23 protein-coding genes are annotated in these 22,033 nt (G+C 58.8%); 11 read left to right on the top strand and 12 right to left on the bottom strand.

Features of this window, described 5'->3' with window-relative positions:
• Positions 1-1,056: a response regulator gene (locus IH944_03455; GenBank protein ID MCH7903605.1), complete on the bottom strand. Its 1,056-nt coding sequence runs from the start codon at positions 1,054-1,056 to the stop codon at positions 1-3.
• Between the two features lie 3 nt (positions 1,057-1,059).
• Entirely contained in the window at positions 1,060-2,616 is a 1,557-nt protein-coding gene (locus IH944_03450; protein MCH7903604.1) for a response regulator, read from the bottom strand.
• Positions 2,617-2,945: 329 nt separating this feature from the next.
• On the opposite strand from IH944_03450, the gene lpdA reads away from it, so the two are divergent.
• The 4 genes from lpdA (at position 2,946) to IH944_03430 (ending at position 7,900) form a co-directional block, all read left to right on the top strand.
• Positions 2,946-4,361: a dihydrolipoyl dehydrogenase gene (lpdA, locus tag IH944_03445; protein ID MCH7903603.1), complete on the top strand. Its 1,416-nt coding sequence runs from the start codon at positions 2,946-2,948 to the stop codon at positions 4,359-4,361.
• Positions 4,362-4,431: 70 nt separating this feature from the next.
• Positions 4,432-5,415, top strand: a complete 984-nt coding sequence (locus IH944_03440) for a hypothetical protein (GenBank protein ID MCH7903602.1) — start codon at positions 4,432-4,434, stop codon at positions 5,413-5,415.
• A gap of 552 nt (positions 5,416-5,967) precedes the next feature.
• Positions 5,968-6,648 carry an actin-binding WH2 domain-containing protein gene (locus IH944_03435; GenBank protein MCH7903601.1) on the top strand — a complete coding sequence of 227 codons (681 nt, stop codon included), beginning with the start codon at positions 5,968-5,970 and terminating at the stop codon, positions 6,646-6,648.
• Between the two features lie 241 nt (positions 6,649-6,889).
• Entirely contained in the window at positions 6,890-7,900 is a 1,011-nt protein-coding gene (locus IH944_03430; GenBank protein MCH7903600.1) for a hypothetical protein, read from the top strand.
• 39 nt (positions 7,901-7,939) lie between these two features.
• On the opposite strand, the gene arsM is transcribed toward IH944_03430, so the two are convergent.
• From arsM to IH944_03410, 4 genes are all read right to left on the bottom strand, one after another.
• Positions 7,940-8,674 carry an arsenite methyltransferase gene (arsM, locus tag IH944_03425; GenBank protein ID MCH7903599.1) on the bottom strand — a complete coding sequence of 245 codons (735 nt, stop codon included), beginning with the start codon at positions 8,672-8,674 and terminating at the stop codon, positions 7,940-7,942.
• An 82-nt stretch (positions 8,675-8,756) separates the two neighbouring features.
• The gene (gene sigZ, locus IH944_03420; protein MCH7903598.1) at positions 8,757-9,311 is read right to left on the bottom strand and encodes an RNA polymerase sigma factor SigZ; all 555 of its coding nucleotides are present in this window, start codon (positions 9,309-9,311) and stop codon (positions 8,757-8,759) included.
• A gap of 6 nt (positions 9,312-9,317) precedes the next feature.
• Positions 9,318-9,980, bottom strand: a complete 663-nt coding sequence (locus tag IH944_03415; protein MCH7903597.1) for a hypothetical protein — start codon at positions 9,978-9,980, stop codon at positions 9,318-9,320.
• 75 nt (positions 9,981-10,055) lie between these two features.
• A complete protein-coding gene (locus IH944_03410; GenBank protein MCH7903596.1) occupies positions 10,056-10,517 on the bottom strand; it encodes a hypothetical protein in 462 nt (153 codons plus the stop codon).
• 163 nt (positions 10,518-10,680) lie between these two features.
• On the opposite strand from IH944_03410, the gene IH944_03405 reads away from it, so the two are divergent.
• Genes IH944_03405 through IH944_03395 form a run of 3 tightly spaced genes read left to right on the top strand, consistent with a single transcriptional unit; the run spans position 10,681 to position 12,392 of the window.
• Entirely contained in the window at positions 10,681-10,992 is a 312-nt protein-coding gene (locus tag IH944_03405) for a hypothetical protein (protein ID MCH7903595.1), read from the top strand.
• Between the two features lie 2 nt (positions 10,993-10,994).
• Positions 10,995-11,768, top strand: a complete 774-nt coding sequence (locus IH944_03400) for a hypothetical protein (GenBank protein ID MCH7903594.1) — start codon at positions 10,995-10,997, stop codon at positions 11,766-11,768.
• Positions 11,769-11,807: 39 nt separating this feature from the next.
• Positions 11,808-12,392 carry a GNAT family N-acetyltransferase gene (locus IH944_03395; GenBank protein MCH7903593.1) on the top strand — a complete coding sequence of 195 codons (585 nt, stop codon included), beginning with the start codon at positions 11,808-11,810 and terminating at the stop codon, positions 12,390-12,392.
• Here IH944_03395 and IH944_03390 read toward each other — a convergent pair.
• The 4 genes from IH944_03390 to IH944_03375 form a co-directional block, all read right to left on the bottom strand.
• Positions 12,389-12,766 (bottom strand): DUF559 domain-containing protein, encoded by a 378-nt coding sequence (locus tag IH944_03390; protein MCH7903592.1) that lies wholly within the window; start codon positions 12,764-12,766, stop codon positions 12,389-12,391. The two genes, IH944_03395 and IH944_03390, sit on opposite strands and share 4 nt — an antisense overlap.
• Before the next feature lie 139 nt (positions 12,767-12,905).
• Positions 12,906-14,975 carry an excinuclease ABC subunit UvrB gene (gene uvrB / locus IH944_03385; protein MCH7903591.1) on the bottom strand — a complete coding sequence of 690 codons (2,070 nt, stop codon included), beginning with the start codon at positions 14,973-14,975 and terminating at the stop codon, positions 12,906-12,908.
• 8 nt (positions 14,976-14,983) lie between these two features.
• Positions 14,984-15,313: a DUF5615 family PIN-like protein gene (locus IH944_03380; GenBank protein ID MCH7903590.1), complete on the bottom strand. Its 330-nt coding sequence runs from the start codon at positions 15,311-15,313 to the stop codon at positions 14,984-14,986.
• Positions 15,310-15,534, bottom strand: coding sequence for a DUF433 domain-containing protein (locus IH944_03375; protein ID MCH7903589.1), 225 nt, complete (start codon positions 15,532-15,534; stop codon positions 15,310-15,312). The genes IH944_03380 and IH944_03375 overlap by 4 nt, the downstream gene beginning before the upstream one ends.
• Positions 15,535-15,876: 342 nt before the next feature.
• On the opposite strand from IH944_03375, the gene IH944_03370 reads away from it, so the two are divergent.
• Complete coding sequence (locus tag IH944_03370) at positions 15,877-17,886, top strand: hypothetical protein (protein MCH7903588.1); 2,010 nt, start codon at positions 15,877-15,879, stop codon at positions 17,884-17,886.
• 389 nt (positions 17,887-18,275) lie between these two features.
• Complete coding sequence (locus tag IH944_03365; GenBank protein MCH7903587.1) at positions 18,276-18,614, top strand: SRPBCC domain-containing protein; 339 nt, start codon at positions 18,276-18,278, stop codon at positions 18,612-18,614.
• Between the two features lie 752 nt (positions 18,615-19,366).
• Here the strand turns inward: IH944_03365 and IH944_03360 are convergent.
• A complete protein-coding gene (locus tag IH944_03360) occupies positions 19,367-20,659 on the bottom strand; it encodes a sulfatase (protein ID MCH7903586.1) in 1,293 nt (430 codons plus the stop codon).
• 100 nt (positions 20,660-20,759) lie between these two features.
• Here IH944_03360 and IH944_03355 point away from each other — a divergent pair, with 100 nt between their 5' ends.
• Together IH944_03355 and IH944_03350 are read left to right on the top strand one after the other, a co-directional pair.
• Positions 20,760-21,053: a hypothetical protein gene (locus IH944_03355; protein MCH7903585.1), complete on the top strand. Its 294-nt coding sequence runs from the start codon at positions 20,760-20,762 to the stop codon at positions 21,051-21,053.
• 36 nt (positions 21,054-21,089) lie between these two features.
• Entirely contained in the window at positions 21,090-21,353 is a 264-nt protein-coding gene (locus tag IH944_03350; GenBank protein MCH7903584.1) for a TlpA family protein disulfide reductase, read from the top strand.
• 154 nt (positions 21,354-21,507) lie between these two features.
• On the opposite strand, the gene IH944_03345 is transcribed toward IH944_03350, so the two are convergent.
• Positions 21,508-22,002: a hypothetical protein gene (locus IH944_03345; protein ID MCH7903583.1), complete on the bottom strand. Its 495-nt coding sequence runs from the start codon at positions 22,000-22,002 to the stop codon at positions 21,508-21,510.
• Positions 22,003-22,033: the final 31 nt, after the last annotated feature.

Here is a 22,033-nt window from a genome sequence, read left to right as displayed (position 1 = left end):
CTAGACCAACATCTCTTCGGCGAATTTGCCGACTACGCGGCTGAACGCGTCTGCCACGCGAGGATCGAAGTGTGTGCCAGAGAGCCTCCTGATTTCTTTGACTGCATCCTCGCGCGACCAGGCGTTTTTGTAAGGTCGGTCGTGGGTGAGCGCGTCGAAAACGTCGGCCACCGCTACGATTCGCCCCACGATAGGAATCTCCTCGCCAACAACCCGGTTGGGATACCCGGTCCCGTCCCACTTTTCATGGTGGGTGCCCGCTATGGTCGCGGCGAGTCGCATCAGATTGGAGCTGCTGCCAGCAAGCAGGCCGACGCCGATCTTGACGTGCGATTTCACCACGTCCATCTCGTCATCGCTGAGCTTGCCGCGCTTGAGCAGGATGCTGTCAGGAATCCCGATCTTTCCGATATCGTGAAGCGGCGCTGCTCGACGGATCATCTCGACTTCCTCGCGGCTCATGCCGAGCTCATCGGCGATGAACGCTGACAGCACGCCGACGCGCAAAGTGTGCTCCCCAGTGGTGTCGTCCCGATACTCCGATGCGCGCGCGAGGCGCCACAAGGAGTCCTCCGTCGCTCTGGACAGCTCTAAAGTTCTCTCCTGGACCTTCGCCTCGAGGTCGAGGCTGTGCCGCTCCAGCTCGAGGTACAGCTGCCTCGTGCGAAGGAAATTGCGCACGCGCAAGGCGATCTCAACCGCGTCGCCGGGTTTCGCGAGAAAATCGTTCGCCCCCATGTCCAGCGCCTTCTGACGGGTCTCCCGGTTCACGTCAGCCGTGAACACCAGGATCGGAATCTGGTTCCAGGCCGGGTGCCGCTCGCGAATCTCCTGCAGCAGCGAAAAGCCGTCGCGCCCCGGCATGTGGAGATCGAGAATGACGATGTCTGGGGTTGTCTCAGTCATCATTTCGATGACCTGGTTAGGGTCGCCGATGCAGACGATGTTGTTAAAACCCGCCTCCATCAGAAACCGCTCCAGGAGCAATCTGTTCGTCGCCTCGTCGTCGATGACGAAGACGCACATGCTCTTCAGACTGTCTGGAACATTGATCATGCGCTAAGTCGGTTGCAACTGCGCCTCGATCGCACGCAGCAATTCAGAGACGACGATCGGCTTGGTAAGGTACTGGTCTGCTCCGGAATCAAGGAACTTCTTGATCTGTTTCTCCGCCGCATCCGCGCTGATCACGATGATCGCCGTCTCTGTCAAAGACCGCTCGGCCCGAAGCTTCTCGATCAGTCCGGTGCCGGATACGTCCGGAAGGTTCACGTCCAGCAGGATCACGTCTGGACGCTCAGTCAAGGCAAGTTCGAGGCCTAGAACCCCGGTCATAGCCACTTGAAGTTTGCAACTGCTATGGCGCTGGAAGATCGTCTCGATCAGTCGAATGTTCAGCTCGTCATCTTCGATCAACAGGATCTTCGTTGCTGCCGGCTCACCGTCGAAGTAGAGCTGCTCTAGACGCGTCTCATCGTCGTCCTTGAACGCCGATGTGCCATCTATGCATCTTAGACCGAGCGTAAACGTTGAACCTGTACCCTCCACCGAATCGACCTCAAGCGTTCCATCCATCGCGTTCACGAGCCGCGAGGAGATGGCGAGGCTAAGGCCGGTGCCGGCATCTGAGCTAGAGTCTGAGCCAAGTCGTTCAAACGGTGTGAACAGCTTCGCGACTTTGTCCGCGGGAATGCCGACGCCGGTGTCAGAGATCGACAGTTTGTAGGTTCCGGAAAGGTCGACCTCGCCACTGATCTTGACTGTGCCTTCCAGCTTGTTGTACTTTACGGCGTTTTCCAAGATCGTGATCAGCACTTGTCGCAGTCTCCGCCGGTCAGCCGCGACGTAGATGCCCTTGAGCGAATCAACCCCAACGTCGATCCGCACTGCGCGCTCGTGGGCCAACGGTTTTATGGCGTCCGTAACCTCTTGAATCGCAGTGCTGAGCAACACGGGCTCGGCTCGCAGGTCCAGCGTTTGCGACTCGATCTTACCGAGATCCACGACTCCATCGATGAGCGACAGCAGATAGCTCCCCGCACGACGAATCTTCTCGACGAAGTCCCGCTGACGGTCGGTCGCAGCCTCCATCTCCAACACTTGTGCAAACCCGAGCATCGTATTGAGCCGAGTGCGGAACTCCCTGCCGACCTGCGCCAACAACCTGCTCTTCTCAAGGTTGGCCTCGTCCGCCTGAAGACGCGCCTGTTCGCAGGCCAGTTCGAGTTGGCGTCGCTCCGTCAGGTCCTCAACCGTTCCGGCGAAACCGATAAACTCCTCTCCGTTGAAGATGGGGGCTGCGCGAAGGCAGCATGCTATAGCAGCGCCGTCTCCTATGGAACCGTCGAACTCTACGGCGAACGGTTTGCGAGCTGCCAAACCGTCTTGAATGGCTGTGCTGACCGATGCTCGGTCTTCGGGGGTGAGGTTTGCCATCCAATCGTGGCCGTCCAGATCGTCCAGACGCACTCCTAGCATGCCCGAGAACACGTCGTCGACTTTGATGAACTGCCCGTCTGAATCCATCACGAAGGAGCCGAGTGCTGAACCCTCGCCGAACCTCACGTGCAACCCACGGGCTGCGCTATCGCCGCCAACGTCGTCAGGACACTTCATATCCACCGCCTTTGATCGGTGCTGAAAACAAGGTTGCCGCAAGACCGCGCCTCACGACTTGACGGCAACAATCCGGCTGGCCCAAACATCATCCGGCGTTCCTCGGATACACCGGACGGAATTATACTGCTTCCATGATCGAATCCAAGATTGCTTTGTCCGCAGAAAGCCAAGAATTACGTCGATCAAGTCTCTGGCAGGGCTGGGCACGTCGGTAGATTCGTGGCACCCCCACAGGTAACATGGCGCAGTTCAAACGCCTACTGTCCGATCGCATTCACTAGCCTTGACACATCGTTCACTAGGCACCAAAACACAGCAGGAACCTCATGGCCAAAGACAACTTTGACGCAGACATCATCGTGATCGGAGCTGGCCCCGGCGGATACGTCGCCGCCATCCGCGCCGCCCAACTCGGCGCAAGCGTGACCGTCGTCGAGAAGGAGTATCTCGGAGGTACCTGCCTGAACTGGGGGTGCATCCCGAGCAAGGTGATGATCGCGGGCGTCGAGCGCCTCAACGACGTCAAGAACGCCGCCAAGCTCGGCGTGATCGTGAAGGGCGAGGTCGAGATCGACTTCCAGGCTTACTCCGACCGGCGCGACAAGATCGTCGAAACCCTGCGCAGCGGCGTCGGGTTCCTCTTCAAGAAGAACAAGATCACACACGTCGAAGGGTTCGCGAAGTTCATCGACGGCAACACCGTCGAGGTCGAGAAGGATGGCAAGAAGACGAAGCTTCGCGCCAAGAACTTCATCCTGGCGATGGGGTCGAGCGTCATCATTCTCAAGATCCCGGGGCTGAAGGGCGGCCGCGACGAAGGAATCTGGACCAGCGACGACGCTGTCACCGCGCCCTACGTGCCGAAGAGCATGCTCGTGCTCGGCGGCGGGGCGGTCGGGGTCGAGTTCGGCTACGTCTTCAACGGGCTCGGCACAGAGGTGACGATCGTGGAGATGCTGCCGAGCCTCATCCCGATGATGGACGCCGACCTCGGCAAGGAGCTGACCAAGCTCATGGCCCGCCAGGGCAACACCGTCAAGGTCAGCGCCTCGCTCGACAAGGTCGTGAAGACCAAGAAGGGCTGGAAGTGCCACGTCACCGCCGACGGCAAGACCGAGGTGACCGAGGTCGAGGTGATCCTGCTCGGCGTCGGGCGCAAGGCGTGCACCGACGGCATGGACCTCGAGAAGATCGGCGTGAAGCTGCACAAGGGCGGCGTCGAGGTCGTCGACGACACGCTGAAGACGCACGCGCCGAACGTCTATGCGATCGGCGACGTCACCGGACGCATCCAGCTCGCGCACGTCGCCAGCGCCGAAGGCATCCGGGTGGCGACCAACATCGTCAAAGGCGAAAGCCGCGAGATGGAGTACAACGCCGTGCCGAACTGCGTCTACACCGTCCCCGAGGTCGCTTCAGTCGGCCTGACCGAGGAGGAGGCAAGGACCAAGGGGTTCGACGTTACGATCGGCAAATCCAACTTCCGCACGCTCGGCAAAGCGATGGCCAGCGCACACATCGACGGATTCGTCAAGGTCGTTTGCGACAAGAAGTACGGCGAGGTTCTTGGCGTCCACATGATCGGCTCGCACGTCACCGACATGATCCACGAGGGCGTCGCCGCGATCAAGCTCGAAGCGACGCTCGACTACATGGCCGAGATGATCCACGCCCACCCGACGATGAGCGAGGCCGTGCTGGAGGCGTTCGAAGACGCCCACGGCCTGGCGATTCACAAATGAACTCGCAGAAACTCTAAACCGTCCCCTATACTGTAAACACATAGCGACGGGGGCAATCAGGAGCAAGACGATGAGATCAATTATTGACGGAAAGAAAGTCGCCGTTATCGCAGCCATTTCGATCATTTTCCTAGGAACGCTTGTGTCGGTTGTTCTCATGAACGGCACGGAAGAGGACGACTTGGCAGTGAAAACGAGCGCAGACAGGCCGGTGGACATCACTGACGAATTAACGACAACGCTGATCGAGCAAGAACTGCGCAGCGCATGGTTCGACCCGACCCGCGACGACCTTACGGAGCCCGGAAAGCCTGCCGAATGGGACGGTATAGTCGCGAAAATGCGCGAGGCCATCAATGGCCGCGAGTGGAGCCTTGCCGCCAACTATGTTGCGGCCTTGGAAGACATGCTCCCAAATCCGATGCCCGACGAGTACCCTTGGAACTTGGACACGAAGGAGTCGTTCCAGTCAGCGCGCGCGGAGCTGCTGTTCTTTGCAGGACAGACGGACTACAGCGAAGAGATATGCAAGTCCGTCTCAAAGCGGCTTGAGTCCGAGGAGTCTTACTGGGGAGGTTCTTATGCAGTGGAGGATGCCGAGATGCTGCTCGCCAGGATCAGCGCCAGGCGCGGCGACTACTCCGAGGCACTCGAACTCCTCGATAAATCGGCGAACGCGAGTTGGAGCGGCTGCGGAAACTGTGAAGAAGGCGAGGAAATATGGAACTCGCCGATCAAGCAGGTCTGGCAGGCAGCACTGCTCCCGAAGGCGGACGCTGTTCGCGCCCTCCAGTCAATTAGGCTGGGCGACATTCTGCTCACCGAGTCCAGCCTGAATGGAGACACAACAGACTGGCAGCGAGATCACGCTTGGGCCGAAGCATCCTTTGCCCTCGCGGAGATCGCGATCAGAGAGGGCGACGAAGCGCGAGCAAGGCACTTTTTGGAGCAAGCGGCATCATCGAATATTGAGTCTTGCGAGGCTCGGAAACTGGCGATTGTCTGGCTTCCCCTCTATGCGACTTCGGCGGAAGTTTCTCTGACACCACAGTAAGGAGTTGTCCGCTAGACCTGGCCATTGGCGTTCGAGGAGACCCACGGCACGGCGATCCACAAGTGAGGGCAGAGTACTGAGTGCCGGGTGCTGAGTGCAGACGGTCCCCTCTCCCCTTGAGAGGAGGGTCCGCCAAAGAACTCTCCGGTGGAGAGTTCGACGCGGATGGGTGAGGGGTCCAATCAATGAAAGTCCTTTCCGCTTAATTTGCGATTGACGGGCGCATGTGTGGCATGGTTGTCTCGATGCCCGTGCGGGGCAGCCATGTAGCTTCGGTGCTCATCATGACTCTAGACTCGAAGTCAAGTGGAATCTCCCAACAACAGGCTGTGCTGGACAGCACCCTCCACACTTCGAGTGTGGAGGGAGGAGGGTCCCTTCCGATTTGCCTTCCGCCGTCGGCACCCCGTTGGGAAAGACGAAAGGACTTCGTCAGTTCACCCCCTCTCCCTAACCCTCCCCCTCGGAGGAGGGAGGGAACCGGTCTCCAAGTACTGGCGATGCTGGGAACGCATCGAAATTTATCCGTGTTAGGTAGGGTGGTGTAAAACTATGGTGGATCTAGGGGCTCCTTTTCGAATTCTCCAGGACAGGGCAGGCTTCTTTGACGAAGTCAAGAACGTCGAGAACCTGTGGCAGAGGAACCTGTCGCTTCTTCTGTCCGCTTCCCTGTACTTCGCGATTTACGGCGCGCTCATGGGCGGGTACTCCGGCTGGGGGCAAGCCCTCAGCGCAGCGGTCAAGCTGCCCATCCTCTACGTGCTGACGGCCGCGATCTGTCTGCCGGCGCTGTACGTCCTCAACCTGCTCTTCGGGGCGAAGCAGAACCTCGCCCAACACGTGATGGTCATCCTGGGCACCCTCGCCATAACCGGCGTGCTTCTTCTCGGCTTCGCGCCTATCACGGCGTTCTTTCTGATGACCGCGGATCACTACCAGTTCTTCAAGCTGCTAAACGTCTCGATACTCGCTGCGACCGCTCTGTTCGGCGTGACGTTCTTCCATCGGGGGATGCTCGCGCTCACCGATCAGGACGCGGGCGACAAGAAGGCGCGCAGGCGTATCTTGATCCTTTGGATCTTCCTTTTCGCGTTCGTCGGCAGCCAACTCGGCTGGACTGTGCGGCCTTTCTTCGGAGCGCCCGACCTGCCGTTTGAAATCATCCGCGAGGTCGGCGGGAACTTCTACGTCAACGTACTCGAGGCGATCGGCGAGGTGTTCGGTTTCAACTAGGCTCGCGCGAGACGACAAGCGAAACGGTGCTGGAGGCGCTTCGGGCAGAAGAGATCCATAGATAATTGCTGAACAGACTGAACCCTGCCGTATACTACAGGCACACACTTCTAGGATTGAGATACCGGACTAGGACATGAGAAACGGGCACGTAAGAAGGAAAGTCGTTGTCGGAATTGCACTGTGTGCCTGTATCCTGGGTGTGGCTGCGTTTGGCTGCCAACGACAACGTCCTGATATCTTGGCAAAGCGCGAATACGAGGGTGAGCGCCCAGTCAAAGTCGATGACAAGCCAGAGGGCCTACAGTACGCCGCACACCAAAGCAGGGGATTCGAAGAGAACATTGAAGACCTCAGCAAATGGCTGGCGGACGAAGTTCTCGCATCCGGTGATTCACATATTGAGACCGGCCGCAGCAGGAAGGTCAAGACCGATTTCGAAAACGCAGTGAGATCAGTCCGATGGGACGACAACGGCTATTACGTGACACCCGACGGCTGGGACCAACAGTTTGCCCTGATCCGTAGAGCGGTCAGCGACCACGAATGGGAAGAAGCCGAAGTGATCGCCAAGAAGTTAGAGGAAATGCTCCCAACGCCGCTGCCTCAAACGTACCCCTGGGACTGGGACACAGTGCAACAGTTTCAGGCGGGCAGAGCGCAGTTGCTGTTCTTTGCGGGCAAGATCGAAGAGAGCAGGGATTTGTGCCTTGAGATCGTCGAATGGATGGAGTCAGCTCGAAATCCGAAGGACGGTCCTATCTACTTTTGGGGGGGTCGGAACTCCATCGCTCTGGTGGATACTCAAAACCTTCTTTCCCGGATCTATGCCTTCGAGGGAGAGTTCGCAAAGTCCGCAGCGGCTCTTCAAGCTTCGCAGGGCGCCTACCGGTCGGGTTGCGGCAACTGCAGTGAGGCAGAAGAAGTCCGGGCCTCGCCGGTCCAGCAGGTCCTCAGCGCTTGCTCGCTGCCAGATAACGAGTCTGTTCAAGCACTCGCCCGTATTCGCTCGGGCGACATCGACATTGTTACGACCGTGCTGTGCGAATCGGATCCTAAATACCAAGTTGAGCACGCGTGGACAGAAGCAACCTTGGCGCTCGCGTGGTATGCAAATAGAATCGGGGATCAGGAGACAGCGGTACTGTTCCTAGAGCAAGTTGTGCACAGCAAGTCGTCTTGCGCGGCGAAGAATATCGCTCACGTCTGGCTTGAAAACGGCATCCTTCGTGCTACCGGCGGTTCAAGCTAGCTACACGAAGGACGTTGTTGCTCCGAAGTAAGAGGTTACCTACGGCTTGACGGCCTCGATGCTGGCGGAGACGACGTGCTGCGTCTCGCCGCACCAGGAGTCGTTCGCTGGCGTGATCTTGATCTGCGTAAACCCCGACTGCGACAACAGCCCTTCGATCTGCTCGCGGTTGATCGCTCCGGCGATGCAGGCCGAATATAGTCTGCGGTCGTCTTTCAGTTCTTTTGGCAGCGGCGCGATCGCGATCAGGTCGTAGATCGCCAGCCGGCCTCCGGGTTTCAGCACGCGAAGCGCTTCGTCGAACACGCGGGATTTATCGGGCGACAGGTTGATGACGCAGTTCGACATCACGACGTCTGCGGTGTCGTCGGCGACAGGCAAGTTCTCGATCTCGCCAAGACGGAACTCGACGTTGTTCGCCTCAGCTCGAACGGCGTTTTCGCGAGCCTTCGATACCATCTCCGGGGTCATGTCCACGCCGATCACGCGGCCAGTTTCGCCGACAGCGCGCGCCGCCAGAAAGCAGTCGAAGCCGCCCCCGCTGCCCAGGTCGATTACTGTCTCGCCGGGTTTGAGCGATGCGATCGCCTGTGGGTTGCCGCATCCAAGTCCCAAATCGGCGCCGTCGGGCACAGACGCCCTGTCGTCGGCCGTGTACCCCATGCCGTCTGGACTGCAGCAACTCGAATCGCAGCACGCTCCTCCGTCCGTTGCGATATTCGCGTAGTCCTCGCGCACGTTCCGTCTGATCTTGTCTTTTTCTACTGTTGACATATTGGTTCTCCTGGCTCAGGCGGTTCGCCGTTGCCGGTCTTGCCCTTGTTGACGGAGCGCGCCCTGAATGGACGCAGGAGTCCTAGCACTCTTCGCAATCACACGGCTCGCGGCGCTCGTAGCCGATCACCGTCCCGCGCGAATCGAACTCGAACTCGCAGCAGTCGAGCAGCATCTCCTTGATCTTGGCGCGCCCTCTTTGGACACGGGACCTCGCGCCGGAGGGGGACAGCCCGAGCTTTTTCGCCAGATCGACCTGGCTCATGCCCTCGATCTCCGACAGCATGACCGCCTCGCGGTACGGCTCCGGCAACTGTTCGACAAACGGGAGGACGCACTCGGCCAGCGCCTCTTGCTCACTTCTGTCCGCTTGGTCGTCCGCTGCAACGAACGATTGTGCCAACTCACTGGATTTTTTCTCGCTGCGGTAGTGGTCGATGATCGCGTTCCGCGCAATCTGGTAGAGCCACGCCTTCAGGCTGTCCTCCTCCTTGAGAGTCCCGATGCGAGCGTGGACTCGCACGAACACTTCCTGCAACAGGTCCTCAGCGACACTCGCGTCGTTGACGCGCCCGAGGATGAATCCGTGCACCGCTGCTCGGTGCCTCTTCCAGACTTGCTCGGTGCGGTCTGACATCAAGCCCTACTGGCGTGTGAACGTCATCTTGAACTTCACCCCCATCTCTTCTTGTTTGAACGTGAGAATGAGAACTTTGCCGTCATCTGAAATCACGAACACCATGTCTTCATCGCCCTGCATCGCGTTCGCACTCGCAGCATCTTGGATCACGATCGTGATCTCAGTGCCGTCTTCGCTCAAGCTCCATGTCCCGTCAATCGAGTCGGACGCTCCGCCCGTTGAATCCACCAACGTGCAGACTCCGTCCTTCTTCAGTTCCATGGTCATCTTCCGGCTCATCATCTCCGCGATCGCATCGTCCGGGTCTTCGCCCGCCGCCTCCGCAAAAGACCTGATCATGTCGAGCATCTCTTGCGGAAATTCCATCTCGCCGTCATATACGCCTACGTACCTGTCCTCGGTGCTGACTGCTACCTGTTCGCTCTCGTCACTCTCGCCGACAGGCTCTTCGCCACCGTCATCACCAACTGTTTCGTTCTCTATGTCGTCATCGACTACAGGTACGACCATCTCGTCAGGCTTGCCCAGGTCGACTTTGGTGTCAATTTTTTCCTCGACGCTGGCAGAACTTCCCTGTTCCTCTTTCTTGACGACAGCGTTGTCATCAGGCTGATTGCAGGCAACCAGAATCGCAGAAACGGCCAGAGCAATACAGATGTTTTTCATGTTCTTGGATTCCTTGCACGCAGAGTATACGGACTCCGACCCCTTCCCCTGCTCGACGAACCGGCTTTCCGGTCGCTACTGGCGCGTGTACGTAATCTTCATTCTGAATTGATTGTCTTCTGAGGTGAGGACTTTGCCATCGTCTGATACTGCGTACACCAAGGCATCAGTGTAGCCTGGCATCATGTCTTCCATCGCTGCAGAGCCTTCGGTTTCCTCCATCTTGATCGAAATCTCAGTACCCTCGTCGTTCACGCTCCACGTTAGTTTTTCCGTCTTCTGCACCCCTGCAAACTCCGACGTAATAATACAAATGCCGCCCTTCTTTAGCTCCATCGACGATGTCGCGTTCTGCATATTCGCGATTATCTCGTCAGCGTTTTCGCCGGCCATTGCTGCGCTCGCCCTCAAAATATCGAGCACTTCCTGCGATATTTCCGTGTCACCGTCGTACGTACCGATAAACTTGGCCTCAGGGCCGCCGCAGGCAACAAGTAACGCCGCACAGGCGACGATCACAATAAAGAGTTGTTTCATGTTCTTGATTTCCTTACGCAGAGAGTATACGATCTTGAGCGCTGTTCGTTGCTCGGCGATCCAGCGAGTCGACCCTGGCCCAATGGTTGGAGGTTCGAGCCTACATCGGAAAAGTGCGAACAGTTGATGGAACCGAGGAGATCGGAGCGAACTTGTAGGTGGTGTGGCAACGAAAGAGCGACTGCAAGTGACGATCTATAAGTTCACTGGCTGGCAGGGATTCTTCAAGATCCCTGAGAGCTGGTGCCGCGAGTGCGACCTGCTCGTGCGCGCTACCGAGCGTGTGGCAGAGACGGCTGGCACCGACATGACGCTCGAGGTCAAGCCGTGGTTCCTGTGGTTCTGGAAGCCTCTGTTCCGCTTCGGAGCGTGGAAGGCGCCGATTCTCGTCGTCGACGGCCGAATGGTTTCACAGGGGATCGTGCCGGAAGACGGTAAGATCGCTGACGCGCTCAGCAAAGCGCGGCCTTGCTGAAAATGGACTTCAAGAAGCACTGGATGCTGTTCGGGATTCGGCTGGCGAAGCTGTTCCCTTTTCTTCACCGCTCGAAGATGGCGATCGGCGACGCGATGATCCTTTCGTGCACTCTCACCATGCCGAAAACCCTCGACGGCGGCGACTGGCCAGAAGGGAAAATCCCGCTCTTGGTCATGTTCCGCGCGCCCAAAGACATGAACCCCAAAAGCGAGCTTTGGATCGCCCCGCCAAGAAAGGACGGAGGCAAGCCAGATAGGTCGCAGTACACGAAATCGCCTCTTGATCCGATGCCTCTTTTTAGTGGAGCCGCGTATATTTTCATCACCGACAACTTCGACCAACGGCTGTACTACATCGTCCGCTGCACAGACGGGGACAAGGTCGTCGAGGCGGATCCGATCATCAGCAAGATCGACGTCGGCCCGAGCGGCTTCTCGATGGAGTTCGCCCAAACTGACGGCGCAACGCCGGTCAACTTCAACTGGGCGCCCGCACCGAATCCGGACCACTGGATCCACTTTCTGGTCGTCAGCCAGGGGAACGAGCTTTACACGGGGATTTATACGCGCAGGACTGAGTGGGAGTACGGCGAGTTCGGCGACCTGCCGTACTACATCCACGATCCGATGACGACGAAGCCGCTGCAAGCTGGCCAAGAGTACGACCTGATGTACCACGCGGTCGACAACGACGGCTGGGTGTCGATGTCGTGCATGCGCTCGTTCCGCGTCCGGAGCACGGCGAGCGCGGAGCGCGGGCACTCGTCATCCTAGTTCAAACCTGGGTCGGTTCCGGATATCATGGCCGGTACGGTGACTATCTGCCCGACTTTGACGACCGACCGGCTCGTCCTCCGTGAGCTGCACGAAGAGGACAGAGCCGTCGTCCAAGCGTACTGGGCCGACGAGCGGTTCCTCGCTTTCTACCCCCCGGACCGCCTCTCGCCAGAATACTGCGACGAGACGATCGACTCCGCTCTCACTGCGCTAGCGGAGTTCCCGCGCATGGGGCATCATTGGGCGATCACTTTGAACGGCGAGACGGTCGGCCTCATCCGCCTCGAACTCTCCAAGCGAAACTCGACCGGCGACATCGGCTACGAGCTAGCTCCGGACCACTGGGGCAACGGCTACGCGACCGAGGCGTTACAAGAGGTCGTCCGATTCGGCTTCGAAGAGCTGGAGCTCCACCGCCTCTGCGCCTGGGCGTACGACCGGAACAAGGCCTCGCAGCGGGTGCTCCTAAAGGCAGGCTTCACACACGAGGGAGCCATGCGCAAAAAGTGCAGCTGGGGCGACGACTGGGTGGACGACCTCATCTATGGGTTGCTCGTCGACGAGTGGATCACTAGTTCCCCCTCCTCCATTCTTGCGCAGCGAAATGGAGGAGGGGGCTAGGGGGTGGAGGAACCGTCGGATTCGCTCAAACGAGTTCGGCGCTTGCGCAAGTCGCTCGCCAGGCGTCCGCTCCGCCTTTCGCACAGCCGCTGAATCCTCTCAATCCACCTTAGCCGTAGGATGCGTGTTTCTTCAAAGAGATCTAAGCTCGTAATCCGCAAAGTCTCGATACCCCTCGATCTCAGAAACGCATCGCGCGCGGCATCTAGTTCTTGGCGCTGTAGGTGTTGCTCGCCATCGACCTCAACGCACAGGGCAGCCTCTGCGCAATAGAAATCAAGTACGTATGGCCCGATCGGCACTTGACGGCGAAAGGAGAATCCGGTTCTTTTCTTTCGAATCCCCTCCCAAAGCACGTCTTCGCTTGCAGACATATTCTTACGCAAAGACCTTGCCTTCGATCGAGCCTCTCGACTTGTGTTCTTACTCTTTTTCCGCGTTGCTCTCCGACCTCCATCCCCCAACCCCTTCCTCCATTTCGCCCTGCGGCCAAGAATGGAGGAAGGGGAGCGCCTACCTTCGCCGACGACCTGGCAGCTTCCGCTTCTCTACCCCGATACGTCCGTCGCTGACGCCGAGCGTCCTGCGCAGCTCGGAGATCTCGTCGCGGACGGCGGCGGCTCGCTCGAACTCCATCTCCTTCGCCAGCTCCTTCATCCGCTTCTCGAGCTGACCGATCACTATCGGTATGTCCTCGACCCGTATCGGCTGGTCGGGGTCGAGCGCCCCCTGCACGTCCGCGTTGTACTGCGACCGAATCTCCGCTACCGCTTGGTATGACCGCACGGTATCGCGCACTTCCTTCTTCACCGTCTGCGGCTCGATCCCATGCTCGTCGTTGTACTTCTGCTGAATCTCGCGCCGACGGTTGGTCTCTTCGATCGCCCTCTGCATCGAGCCGGTCATCTCGTCCGCGTAAAGGATCACCTCGCTGCCGATGTTCCTCGCCGCGCGGCCCATCGTCTGGATCAGCGAGGTATCCGACCGCAGGAAACCCTCCTTGTCCGCGTCCAGGATCGCCACCAAAGTCACTTCCGGCAGGTCGAGCCCCTCGCGCAAAAGGTTGACGCCGACCACGACGTCGTACACACCCAGCCGCAGGTCGCGCAGGATTTCAGGCCGGTCCAAAGAATGGACTTCGCTGTGGATATAGTTAACTTTAACGCCTAAATCCTCTAGATATCCGGTCAGGTCTTCGGCCATCCTCTTCGTCAGTGTCGTGACCAGCGTACGCTCGTTACGATCGGCTCGCTTCTGAATCTCGCCGATCAGATCGTCGATCTGCCCCATCGTCGGACGAACCGAGATGTCCGGATCGACGACGTATGTCGGTCTGATGATCTGCTCGACCCGCTGCGCCTCGTTCTCCGCCTCGAACGGCCCCGGCGTCGCCGAAACGAACACCATCTGCGGAACGCGCTGCAAGAACTCTTCGAATTGCAGAGGCCGATTGTCCAAAGCCGAAGGCAGACGGAACCCGTAGTCCACGAGCACCGACTTCCGCTGCCGGTCGCCGTTGTACATCGCCCTGATCTGCGGCAGTGTCGCGTGCGACTCGTCGATGAAAACGATCGCGTCCTTCGGGAGGAAGTCGAGCAAAGTGTACGGCGGCTGGCCCGGCTTGCGACCGTCGAAGTACCGCGAGTAGTTCTCGATTCCGTTGCAGTAACCGATCTCGCGGATCATCTCAAGGTCGAAGTCCGTGCGCTGCTTCAGCCGCTGCGCTTCCAGCAACTTCCCTTCGCTCTCAAAATACGCGACCTGTATGTCGCGCTCCTTGTTGATCTGCTCGAGCACGGTGTCTAGCCGCTCCCACGGCGTCACGTAGTGCGTCGCTGGGAACACGCTGCACTTCGTGGGCTCGTCGATCACCTCCATCGTCAGCGGATCGATCAGTCTTATCCTTTCAACGGTATCGCCGAAAAACTCGACCCGCGTCACGATCTCCTCGTCCTTGGGCTGTATCTCCAGCAGGTCTCCCTTCACACGGAAAGTCCCGCGCGAAAGAACGGTGTCGTTGCGCACGAACTGCATGATGATCAGCTTCTTCAAAGCCTCATCGAATACGAACTCTTGTCCCTTTTCAAAGGTGATAGCCTGGTCCAAGTACTCGTCTGGAGAGCCAAGTCCATAAATGCAAGAAACACTAGCGATGACGATCACGTCGCGCCGCTGCAGAAGCGCCTGGGTCGCCGCGTGGCGCAACCGCTCGATCTCCTCGTTCACGCTGGCGTCCTTCTCGATGTAGAGGTCGCTTCCAGGCACATAAGCCTCGGGCTGATAGTAGTCGTAGTAGCTGATGAAATACTGCACCGAGTTCTCTGGGAAGAACGCGCGGAACTCCTGGCACAGCTGCGCGGCGAGGGTCTTGTTGTGCGCGAACACCAGCGCCGGCCGCTGCGTCTGCTGGATGACGCTCGCCATCGTGTACGTCTTGCCGGTGCCGGTTGCGCCCAGCAGGGTTTGGTATCTGTAACCGTTGTCCAGCCCCTCGCACAGCTGCGCGATCGCCTTCGCCTGGTCGCCCTTCGGCGAGAAGTCTTGCGAAAGCTGGAAAGCAGAGTCGTACTGGACGATGGACATCTTTATCTCTACGGTATCACAAGAACAACTTCATCTGACTCGCTTAAGGCCTCAAGGCTAGCCAGCGAATTCCTCAACAGCAAATGCAGGCCGGAGACGTTGCAGTTCCCTAGTCGAATCCAAACGACCTTTGCCCCTTGAAAGAGAGTCAGGGCAAGCTCTGCATGGTCAGAGTCCTTAGTGGCAACGACATGACCGTTGTCAATGGCGTACTGCTGAACGTCCCGATCCGTTGCGCCGCCCAGCCCGACTTGCGCAGCGTGGACACTCCCCGGATACAGGTCTTCGAGCAACCGGCATAGACTCGCTGGGAGGTTTTCGTCGAACAGAAATGTCATGGGGCGCCGTGCGAAATCTTGCGCTCACGGTCCGCGGCGAATGCGAAGCAGGCTCGTACGCTCTCCTCACTCAGTTGCGAAAACTCCCTGAGCAGTTCTTCCACCGACATTCCACCGGCAAGATAGTCGAAGACGTCAAACACGGTGATCCGCGTCCCCTTCACGCACGGCTTTCCAGCACGCACTTCCGGGTCGATCGTAATGTGATCCCTATACTCCATCTGCACCTCTATTGTACGACGCTAAGCCAGGCAAAATCACCGACAACCATCATAACGGAGCGTCTAATGTCGGGCTTCATACTGGACGACGAACATATACACATCAGTTTACTGCGTCGTCTCTCCATCCGGCGTGTACGACGCGATCTGCGGCTGGGACTAGACAATTCGTCTCTTGCCCTTAGACGCTCGACCCTCGCACTCGGCACTCCGCACCGCGACGGCGAACGGCGCGATAGCCCGTGAGCATCCGGCCCGGGCCGCCGATTACGCTTCGCTCTCTGGCATGGACAGAGCGACGCCCTCCATTACTCCTGTATAATCGAGATCAGGAGGCGGGAGATGCTTGCTGCGATACTGATTGGTGCGACGCTCGGGGGTGAGCCGACCGTCACGTTCACCCACCCTTGCGCCCATTCGTCGGTCATCCTCAGGGCGCTCGGCGAGGAGATCGGCATGACGCTGCGGCCGCGCGGCACGGTGGACAAGGACTACTTCCTCGTTCGGTTCGACGATCTTCCGGTAGAAGAAGCGCTCGATCGCATCGCAGAGACGTTGAACGCGACTTGGATCGGCGAGGGCAAAGTCCGTTACCTCGACAGGACCGACGAGGACCTTCGCGAAGAGCTCGAGACCGTATTTCAGATCATCGACAAGTTCCTGGAGGACAATCCACTCGGGCCGTACCCGACGGTCCAAGAGCTCGTCCCTCAACTCGCCGGCATCGACAACCTCGAGTACACCAGAGAAGCTGACCGAGAAAAGTACATCAGCCTGGGCGAGTTTTCCCCGCTCAGGCGGGCTCTCATCAGGGTGCTGAAGTCGTTCTCAAAGGACGACATCTTCAAGATGTCCGCGCAGGATGATCTCGAATACTTCGCTCGGCCTTTCGAATTGGAAAGGCCGTTTACGAAACCGATGGTCGCTGCGCTCCATGACATGCTCGATGAGTACGAAGTGCTGCAAGAAGCTGCCGAACGAGCTGGCGTCCCCCAAGGGAAGCAGTACCTCCCCGGCTTCCTCAAACTTGTTGAGCCGGGAAAACTGGAGAACGCTAACTTTGGCTTTGTCGTTGAGCTGGCTGACTACGGTTTCACAGTCCGCCTATTGGCCAGTCCTGTCGATTCCTGGATCGGAATCGAGTCGATTAAGGATAGCCTGCGGCAGTACCGCAAGCCCCCCTATCCAGAACTCGAAGGAACCAATGTGCCGTACGTCGGGAGACCGGAACACCTCGCGTTCTTCAAGTCACTATTGATGAGGGAGTACCCTCAACCCTCGAATACATTCAACGAGTTGCCGAAGTGGACGCAAACAGCGCTCCTAGACCTAGAACGGTACGAGCCGCTAGGGATGCACCAGTCAGACGTGCTGCTCCAGCTCGCCGAGCTAAAGGGCTGGGACATGGTCGCGCTCCTGGATGACGGAGAGCTCATACCTCTCTTCTCTGACGATCAAGCCAAGGACCTTCGTGAGGAGATCGACTTGATACTCTGGTTGCACGACATCAATCTCGATGAAGACTCCCTCTTCGTGTCGATCTCGCCGCAGTTGCCGAAGCGCACGCGCCAGGGCCGGTGGGACCGACGGACAATCTCGCAGGCGATTCGACGGAGCAAGAGCTTCAACTGGTTCGATCTCGAAGCCGAAGCAATGCTCGTTGGGACATACCCTGGCGGGCTCAGCGTATCAGGTATCGAGGATACTCTTACAAACCTGTTTGAGAACCGACTTGCTGGACTAGCGCCGAGGGATCTGCCGGGAGGTTTGTTGGCACTCTACGCCTCGCTACCTGAGACATTCCGTCAGGAAGCAAGGCTCGGCCCGGTCAAGGCACCCGCTGCCACCATGGACGAAAACGTTCGCAACCTTGTTCGATCTGCGCTAGGTTGGGGCTGGTTCCGCGAAGAGGGGTTTGTCAGCCGTTACGCCGATCGAGAATGGTCTGCATACGTTTTTTCCGGCGACATCCGTGTTCCCGAACAGTACTACTCTGGTCCAATTCCGCTGGACGTTCTGATCGAACTGAACCATGAGACAAGACACTCGTTTATTGCCGAGCCTCTTAAGCTAGACCGAGGCGGAATACTCGTCTCGGGACTGATCAGCGTAGACCAATTCGCCAGCGCGTTTCTATCGGCGCAAGAGAGCGGCTCAAAGCTCGACTATTTGCGCGTGATGGTAGTTCCAAGCGAAAAGCTGACGATAAAAATCTCCTTGCCTGGTCTGGAATACGGTACTTCCTACGTCACATCCGGCGCCGCGCTGACCGGCGGCTTCGTGACCCACAACCGGTTGCCACCTGCGTTGCGAACCGAATTGCGACAAGCTATCGCGCGACAGGGTGGCTAGAGTCCCGAGTCCCGAGTCCCGAGTCCCGAGTCCCGAGGACAAATCCAAACCAACCCGGACCAAGCCGAACCTCCGAACTCCCGAACTCCCGCCTAAGGTATCACTTACCCATCAAATTCGACCTGACCCCGGACCACCCGGTCACCGACGCCGAGTGCAAGAAGCAGACCGGCAAGACGCTCGAGCAGTGGTTCGCGTGGATCGACGAGAAGTGGCCCGAGTGGCCGAAGCGCCGCGTCGTCGTCTACACGATCTACGAGGAGGAGTGCAAGGACATCTGGTGGGCGACGACCATCGGAGTCGAGTACGAGCGCCACATCGACGTCAAGAAGAAGGACGGGCTGTACGAGGGGTACTCGATCTGCTCGACCAAGACGTTCAACACGCCGATGTCGAAGGTGTACGACGCCTGGACCAAGATGGACCAGATGAAGAAGTGGATGGACGACGCCGGCGGCAAGATGTCAGAAGGTGACACGGTTACTTCCGGTGGAAAGCGAAAGTACGAAGTCCTGCGGCTAAGAAAGGACAAAGACCTGCGGTTCGACTTCCACGATCCGGAGTTCTCCGCCGTCACGCGGATCGACGTGATGCTGGAGGACAAAGGCAAAGGAAAGTCCGGTATCAACGTCCACCACAAGCGGCTGCAGACCCGCGAAGAAGCCGACGGCTCGCGCAAGACCTGGGCCGAGGCGATGACGCGGCTCAAGAAGCTGATTGAAGGGTAGGGGGGTTCGGATTGGTTCGGATTGGTTCGGGTTGGTTCGGGTTTGTTCGGGTTAGTTCGGGTTTGCCCCCTGACCCTTGACCCTGCAAACTGGAACCTGCTTTCGGAATTTCAGATGCCGAAACTCGAGACTCTGGACTTCCCCATGGAGGGTCGTCCTCCTGGGCGACCTTGGCTTTCGAGGGCGACGGACTTGTAGCGGAGAGCGCGAGGCCTACTCTGCCCCCTCCTAACCTCCCCCGACCACGGCTACGGCCAGCCAGCGGCCTAGAATGTTTGAGGGCCGGGGGAGGGAATTAAAGTCGCCACGCGCCCAAGACCTGGGCTGCGGCTGAAGGAGCTGATTGAAGGGTAGGGGGGTTCGGGGGTTCGTGGGTTCGGGGTTGTTCGGGTTCGTTGAATTGCCCTCACCCTCGGCCAGACCGTCGGCGCAGCGGAGGGCAAGCGTCTTTGGGAGTGCGCGGACACGTCCGCGCTTTTCGTCGCGGCGGAGAAAGCGCTCTGCTCCAGCGGGACTCTTCGGCTACCACTACGGAAAGCTCCGACTCGTCGGAGCACTCCCAAAGAACTCCTGCGGACGGTGCATCGCGGCAAGGGGGCCGTACCGTAGGGTCTCGCTCGGGCGGAACCTCCATCCCCCAACCCCTCCCTCGATCTGCTCAGGACGGGCTTTCCTCCTCCACTCCGCTTCGCTCCGAGCAAGAGGAAGGGGGCTTCTATCCCTCCACACTGCGAGTGTGGAGGGATGAGAAGCTAGTCCCAGAACGTACCTTCATCTTCCACCGAATCGTCCTGAAACTCGATCATTTTCAGCAGCTGCTGGACGATGTCGGGGTGCTTGTCGGCCAAGTTCCACTGCTCGCCCGGGTCGATCTCGATGTTGAAGAGCAGCGGTTCCTTGCCCTTGAACTGAGCAGGCGTCGCGTTGCTTTTCATCTTCACCTTCAGCTTCCAAGGGCCGTAGCGCACTGCGAACAGCTTCTTACCGCCCGAGTCCATGTAGAAGATTGGCCGATCCGGAAACTCCTCCGAGCCGCGCAGCAGAGAGACGATCGACCGCCCGTCGATCACGCGATCGCTGGGCAAAGCCGCGCCGCTCAGCTCGGCAGCGGTCGGCAGCAAGTCCAGCACCGAGGCCGGAACCATATTCTTGCGGTTCGCTGGCACCACCCCCGGCCACCAAGCGACGCACGGCACGTGCATCCCGCCCTCCCAAGTCGTTCCCTTGCCGTCGCGAAACATCCCCGCAGAGCCACCGTCTTGCTTGAACGGCAGCCACGGCCCGTTGTCGCTCGTGAAAATCACGAGCGTTCTGTCGCTGATCCCCAGCCGCCGCACTTCGTTGACGATCTGGCCGACGCTCCAGTCGATCTCCTCGATCACGTCACCGTACTTCCCCCTGCGCGACGTCTCGACAAAATCCTCGCCAGGGTGCAGCGGAATGTGCGGCATCGAGAACGGCAGGTAGAGGAAGAACGGCCGGTCGCTGTTTCGCCGCACGAAGTCGACGGCGTGCTCCGTGTACCGCTTCCAGATGGTCTTCTGATCCGGTTTGAATTCAACGACGCGATAACCCTTGTAACGCTCATGGCCAGGAACGACCGGGCCTTCCAACAGTGGAATCGGCGGAACGTTCGACCCTATCATGTCGTTGCTGTAAGGCAGCCCGAAATACTCGTCGAAACCGTGCGACAGCGGCAGGCGATTCGTAGCGTAACCGTTGTTCTCGTTCGGCACGCCGAGGTGCCACTTGCCGAAGATCGCCGTGGCATACCCCTGCTCGCGCAAAAGCTCGGCGACAGTGATCTCGCGTTCGTGGATTCCCTTGCGGGATTTCGGGAACAGAACTGCAGCTTCGTCGATGCCGGACCGACGCGGTTCGCGACCGGTCAGCAGCGCGTAACGGCTCGGCGTACACACCGGCGCACCGCTGTAGAACTGCGTGAAAACCATCCCCTCAGCAGCAAGACGGTCCAAGTGCGGCGTGCGGATAGTCGGATGGCCGGTGAAGCCAAAGTCCGCATACCCCGCGTCGTCTGCGAACAGCACGATGATGTTCGGTCGCTCGATGAGGGCGGGCACGACCATCGCGCTTGCTACTAAACACGCCAACATAACTCGATATTACCGATATACTGAAGCTGTTATGTTGAGCAAAACATTGGCTCTAGCTGTCGCGCTCTTTGCATGTACCGCCTTCCTTTCGGACGACGGTCTGAAAAGAGAGCGCGGCGGCGAGAAAGACGCGGCAAAAGATGCAATGGAGGGCAAAGCGCCCCCCAAGCTTGATATGGAGAAGTGGATGAACGTGCCGAGATCAGACTCGCCCAGTTCGCCGTGGGGTTCGTGGTTGTGGCAAAAACGCGAGGAATCGACGGTGCCGACGTGGGAGTCCATGAAGGGCAAAGTCATCATTCTCGACTTCTGGGCTTACTGGTGAGGCCCCTGCAGAGCTTCAGTTCCGAAGCTTAACGAACTGCACAAAAAGTACGCGGACAAAGGGCTCGTCATTATCGGCGTCCACAGCGACCCCGATACTGACAAGGGCATCGAGTCTGTCATTAACGACGGCATGAAGTACCCAGTCGCGTTCGACGGCGGCAAGCTGATGAAGGCGCTCAACTGTGACTCCTTCCCGGACTACGTCGTTATCGACAAGAAGGGCACGGTGCGCGTAGTCGATCTCGCAAACACAGAGGTCGAAACCGCGATCAAGATGATGCTGGCTGAAAAAGCCTGAACCACGCTCGAATAAATGCGAAGGCCGGCGGCGATAGCCGTCGGCCAACTTTCTGCCGAGCCGTCGCGGGTCCGACCGCGCGGCCGACAACGTCCTACAATCAACCCGGATTTGCCGGGAAGCTATTGAAACTTGCCAAAGCAAGCTGAACAGCTCAGGACCGGCCGCTGCGCAGGAACTTCACCAAGAGCGCACAGCCGAGAATCAAGATTATCAGCCCGAGCGGACCAAACCTTGGTCCGGCTCTCATCAGCGGGGCAATGATCACGAACAGCGAGACCATAAGAATCATGATCAGGAAGCGACTGCGCGGTTTTCGACCGCGCCGGTAGCTCCACGGCGTGCAACAGTCGAACGCCGACCAAGAATCCTCGCTCGGATCAGCGTGAGCGCGGAGTTCGGCGTTCTCCTGCTCCAGCGCTTCAAGTCTCTCTCTTAGCTGCTCGGATGAATCAGCGGTGCGGATGTCGGACAGCATCCGCCCGACAACCGACGGTTCGACGTGCAGCGCCTCGGCGACATCCTTCACCGTAGCCTGGCCGTCGCCGCCGGACTGCCCTTCGCCATAACGTTCGATGATCGCCTGGACCTCGTCCTCGCTCAACGGCTCATCAGAACCGTACGCCCGGTGCTCAAATTCGTGTTCCACTGGAAAAGCAGCTCCCTCCACATCGGATGTT

The sequence above is a fragment of the Armatimonadota bacterium genome (assembly GCA_022563855.1).
Taxonomy (GTDB): domain Bacteria; phylum Armatimonadota; class Fimbriimonadia; order Fimbriimonadales; family Fimbriimonadaceae; genus JADFMN01.
The sequence above is the reverse complement of the archived record's forward strand: the minus strand, read 5'-3'. Positions and strand labels throughout refer to the sequence as shown.

Bases quoted from the DNA above. Each gene is read 5' to 3' on its own strand.
- IH944_03440 (MCH7903602.1), top strand. From the start codon at position 4,432: ATGAGATCAATTATTGACGGAAAGAAAGTCGCCGTTATCGCAGCCATT.
- IH944_03400 (MCH7903594.1), top strand. From the start codon at position 10,995: ATGGACTTCAAGAAGCACTGGATGCTGTTCGGGATTCGGCTGGCGAAG.
- IH944_03455 (MCH7903605.1), bottom strand. From the start codon at position 1,056: ATGATCAATGTTCCAGACAGTCTGAAGAGCATGTGCGTCTTCGTCATC.
- lpdA (MCH7903603.1), top strand. From the start codon at position 2,946: ATGGCCAAAGACAACTTTGACGCAGACATCATCGTGATCGGAGCTGGC.
- sigZ (MCH7903598.1), bottom strand. From the start codon at position 9,311: ATGTCAGACCGCACCGAGCAAGTCTGGAAGAGGCACCGAGCAGCGGTG.
- IH944_03435 (MCH7903601.1), top strand. From the start codon at position 5,968: ATGGTGGATCTAGGGGCTCCTTTTCGAATTCTCCAGGACAGGGCAGGC.
- IH944_03380 (MCH7903590.1), bottom strand. From the start codon at position 15,313: ATGACATTTCTGTTCGACGAAAACCTCCCAGCGAGTCTATGCCGGTTG.
- uvrB (MCH7903591.1), bottom strand. From the start codon at position 14,975: ATGTCCATCGTCCAGTACGACTCTGCTTTCCAGCTTTCGCAAGACTTC.
- IH944_03355 (MCH7903585.1), top strand. From the start codon at position 20,760: ATGTTGAGCAAAACATTGGCTCTAGCTGTCGCGCTCTTTGCATGTACC.
- IH944_03370 (MCH7903588.1), top strand. From the start codon at position 15,877: ATGCTTGCTGCGATACTGATTGGTGCGACGCTCGGGGGTGAGCCGACC.
- IH944_03390 (MCH7903592.1), bottom strand. From the start codon at position 12,766: ATGTCTGCAAGCGAAGACGTGCTTTGGGAGGGGATTCGAAAGAAAAGA.
- IH944_03410 (MCH7903596.1), bottom strand. From the start codon at position 10,517: ATGAAACAACTCTTTATTGTGATCGTCGCCTGTGCGGCGTTACTTGTT.
- IH944_03450 (MCH7903604.1), bottom strand. From the start codon at position 2,616: ATGAAGTGTCCTGACGACGTTGGCGGCGATAGCGCAGCCCGTGGGTTG.
- IH944_03375 (MCH7903589.1), bottom strand. From the start codon at position 15,534: ATGGAGTATAGGGATCACATTACGATCGACCCGGAAGTGCGTGCTGGA.
- IH944_03365 (MCH7903587.1), top strand. From the start codon at position 18,276: ATGTCGAAGGTGTACGACGCCTGGACCAAGATGGACCAGATGAAGAAG.
- IH944_03415 (MCH7903597.1), bottom strand. From the start codon at position 9,980: ATGAAAAACATCTGTATTGCTCTGGCCGTTTCTGCGATTCTGGTTGCC.
- arsM (MCH7903599.1), bottom strand. From the start codon at position 8,674: ATGTCAACAGTAGAAAAAGACAAGATCAGACGGAACGTGCGCGAGGAC.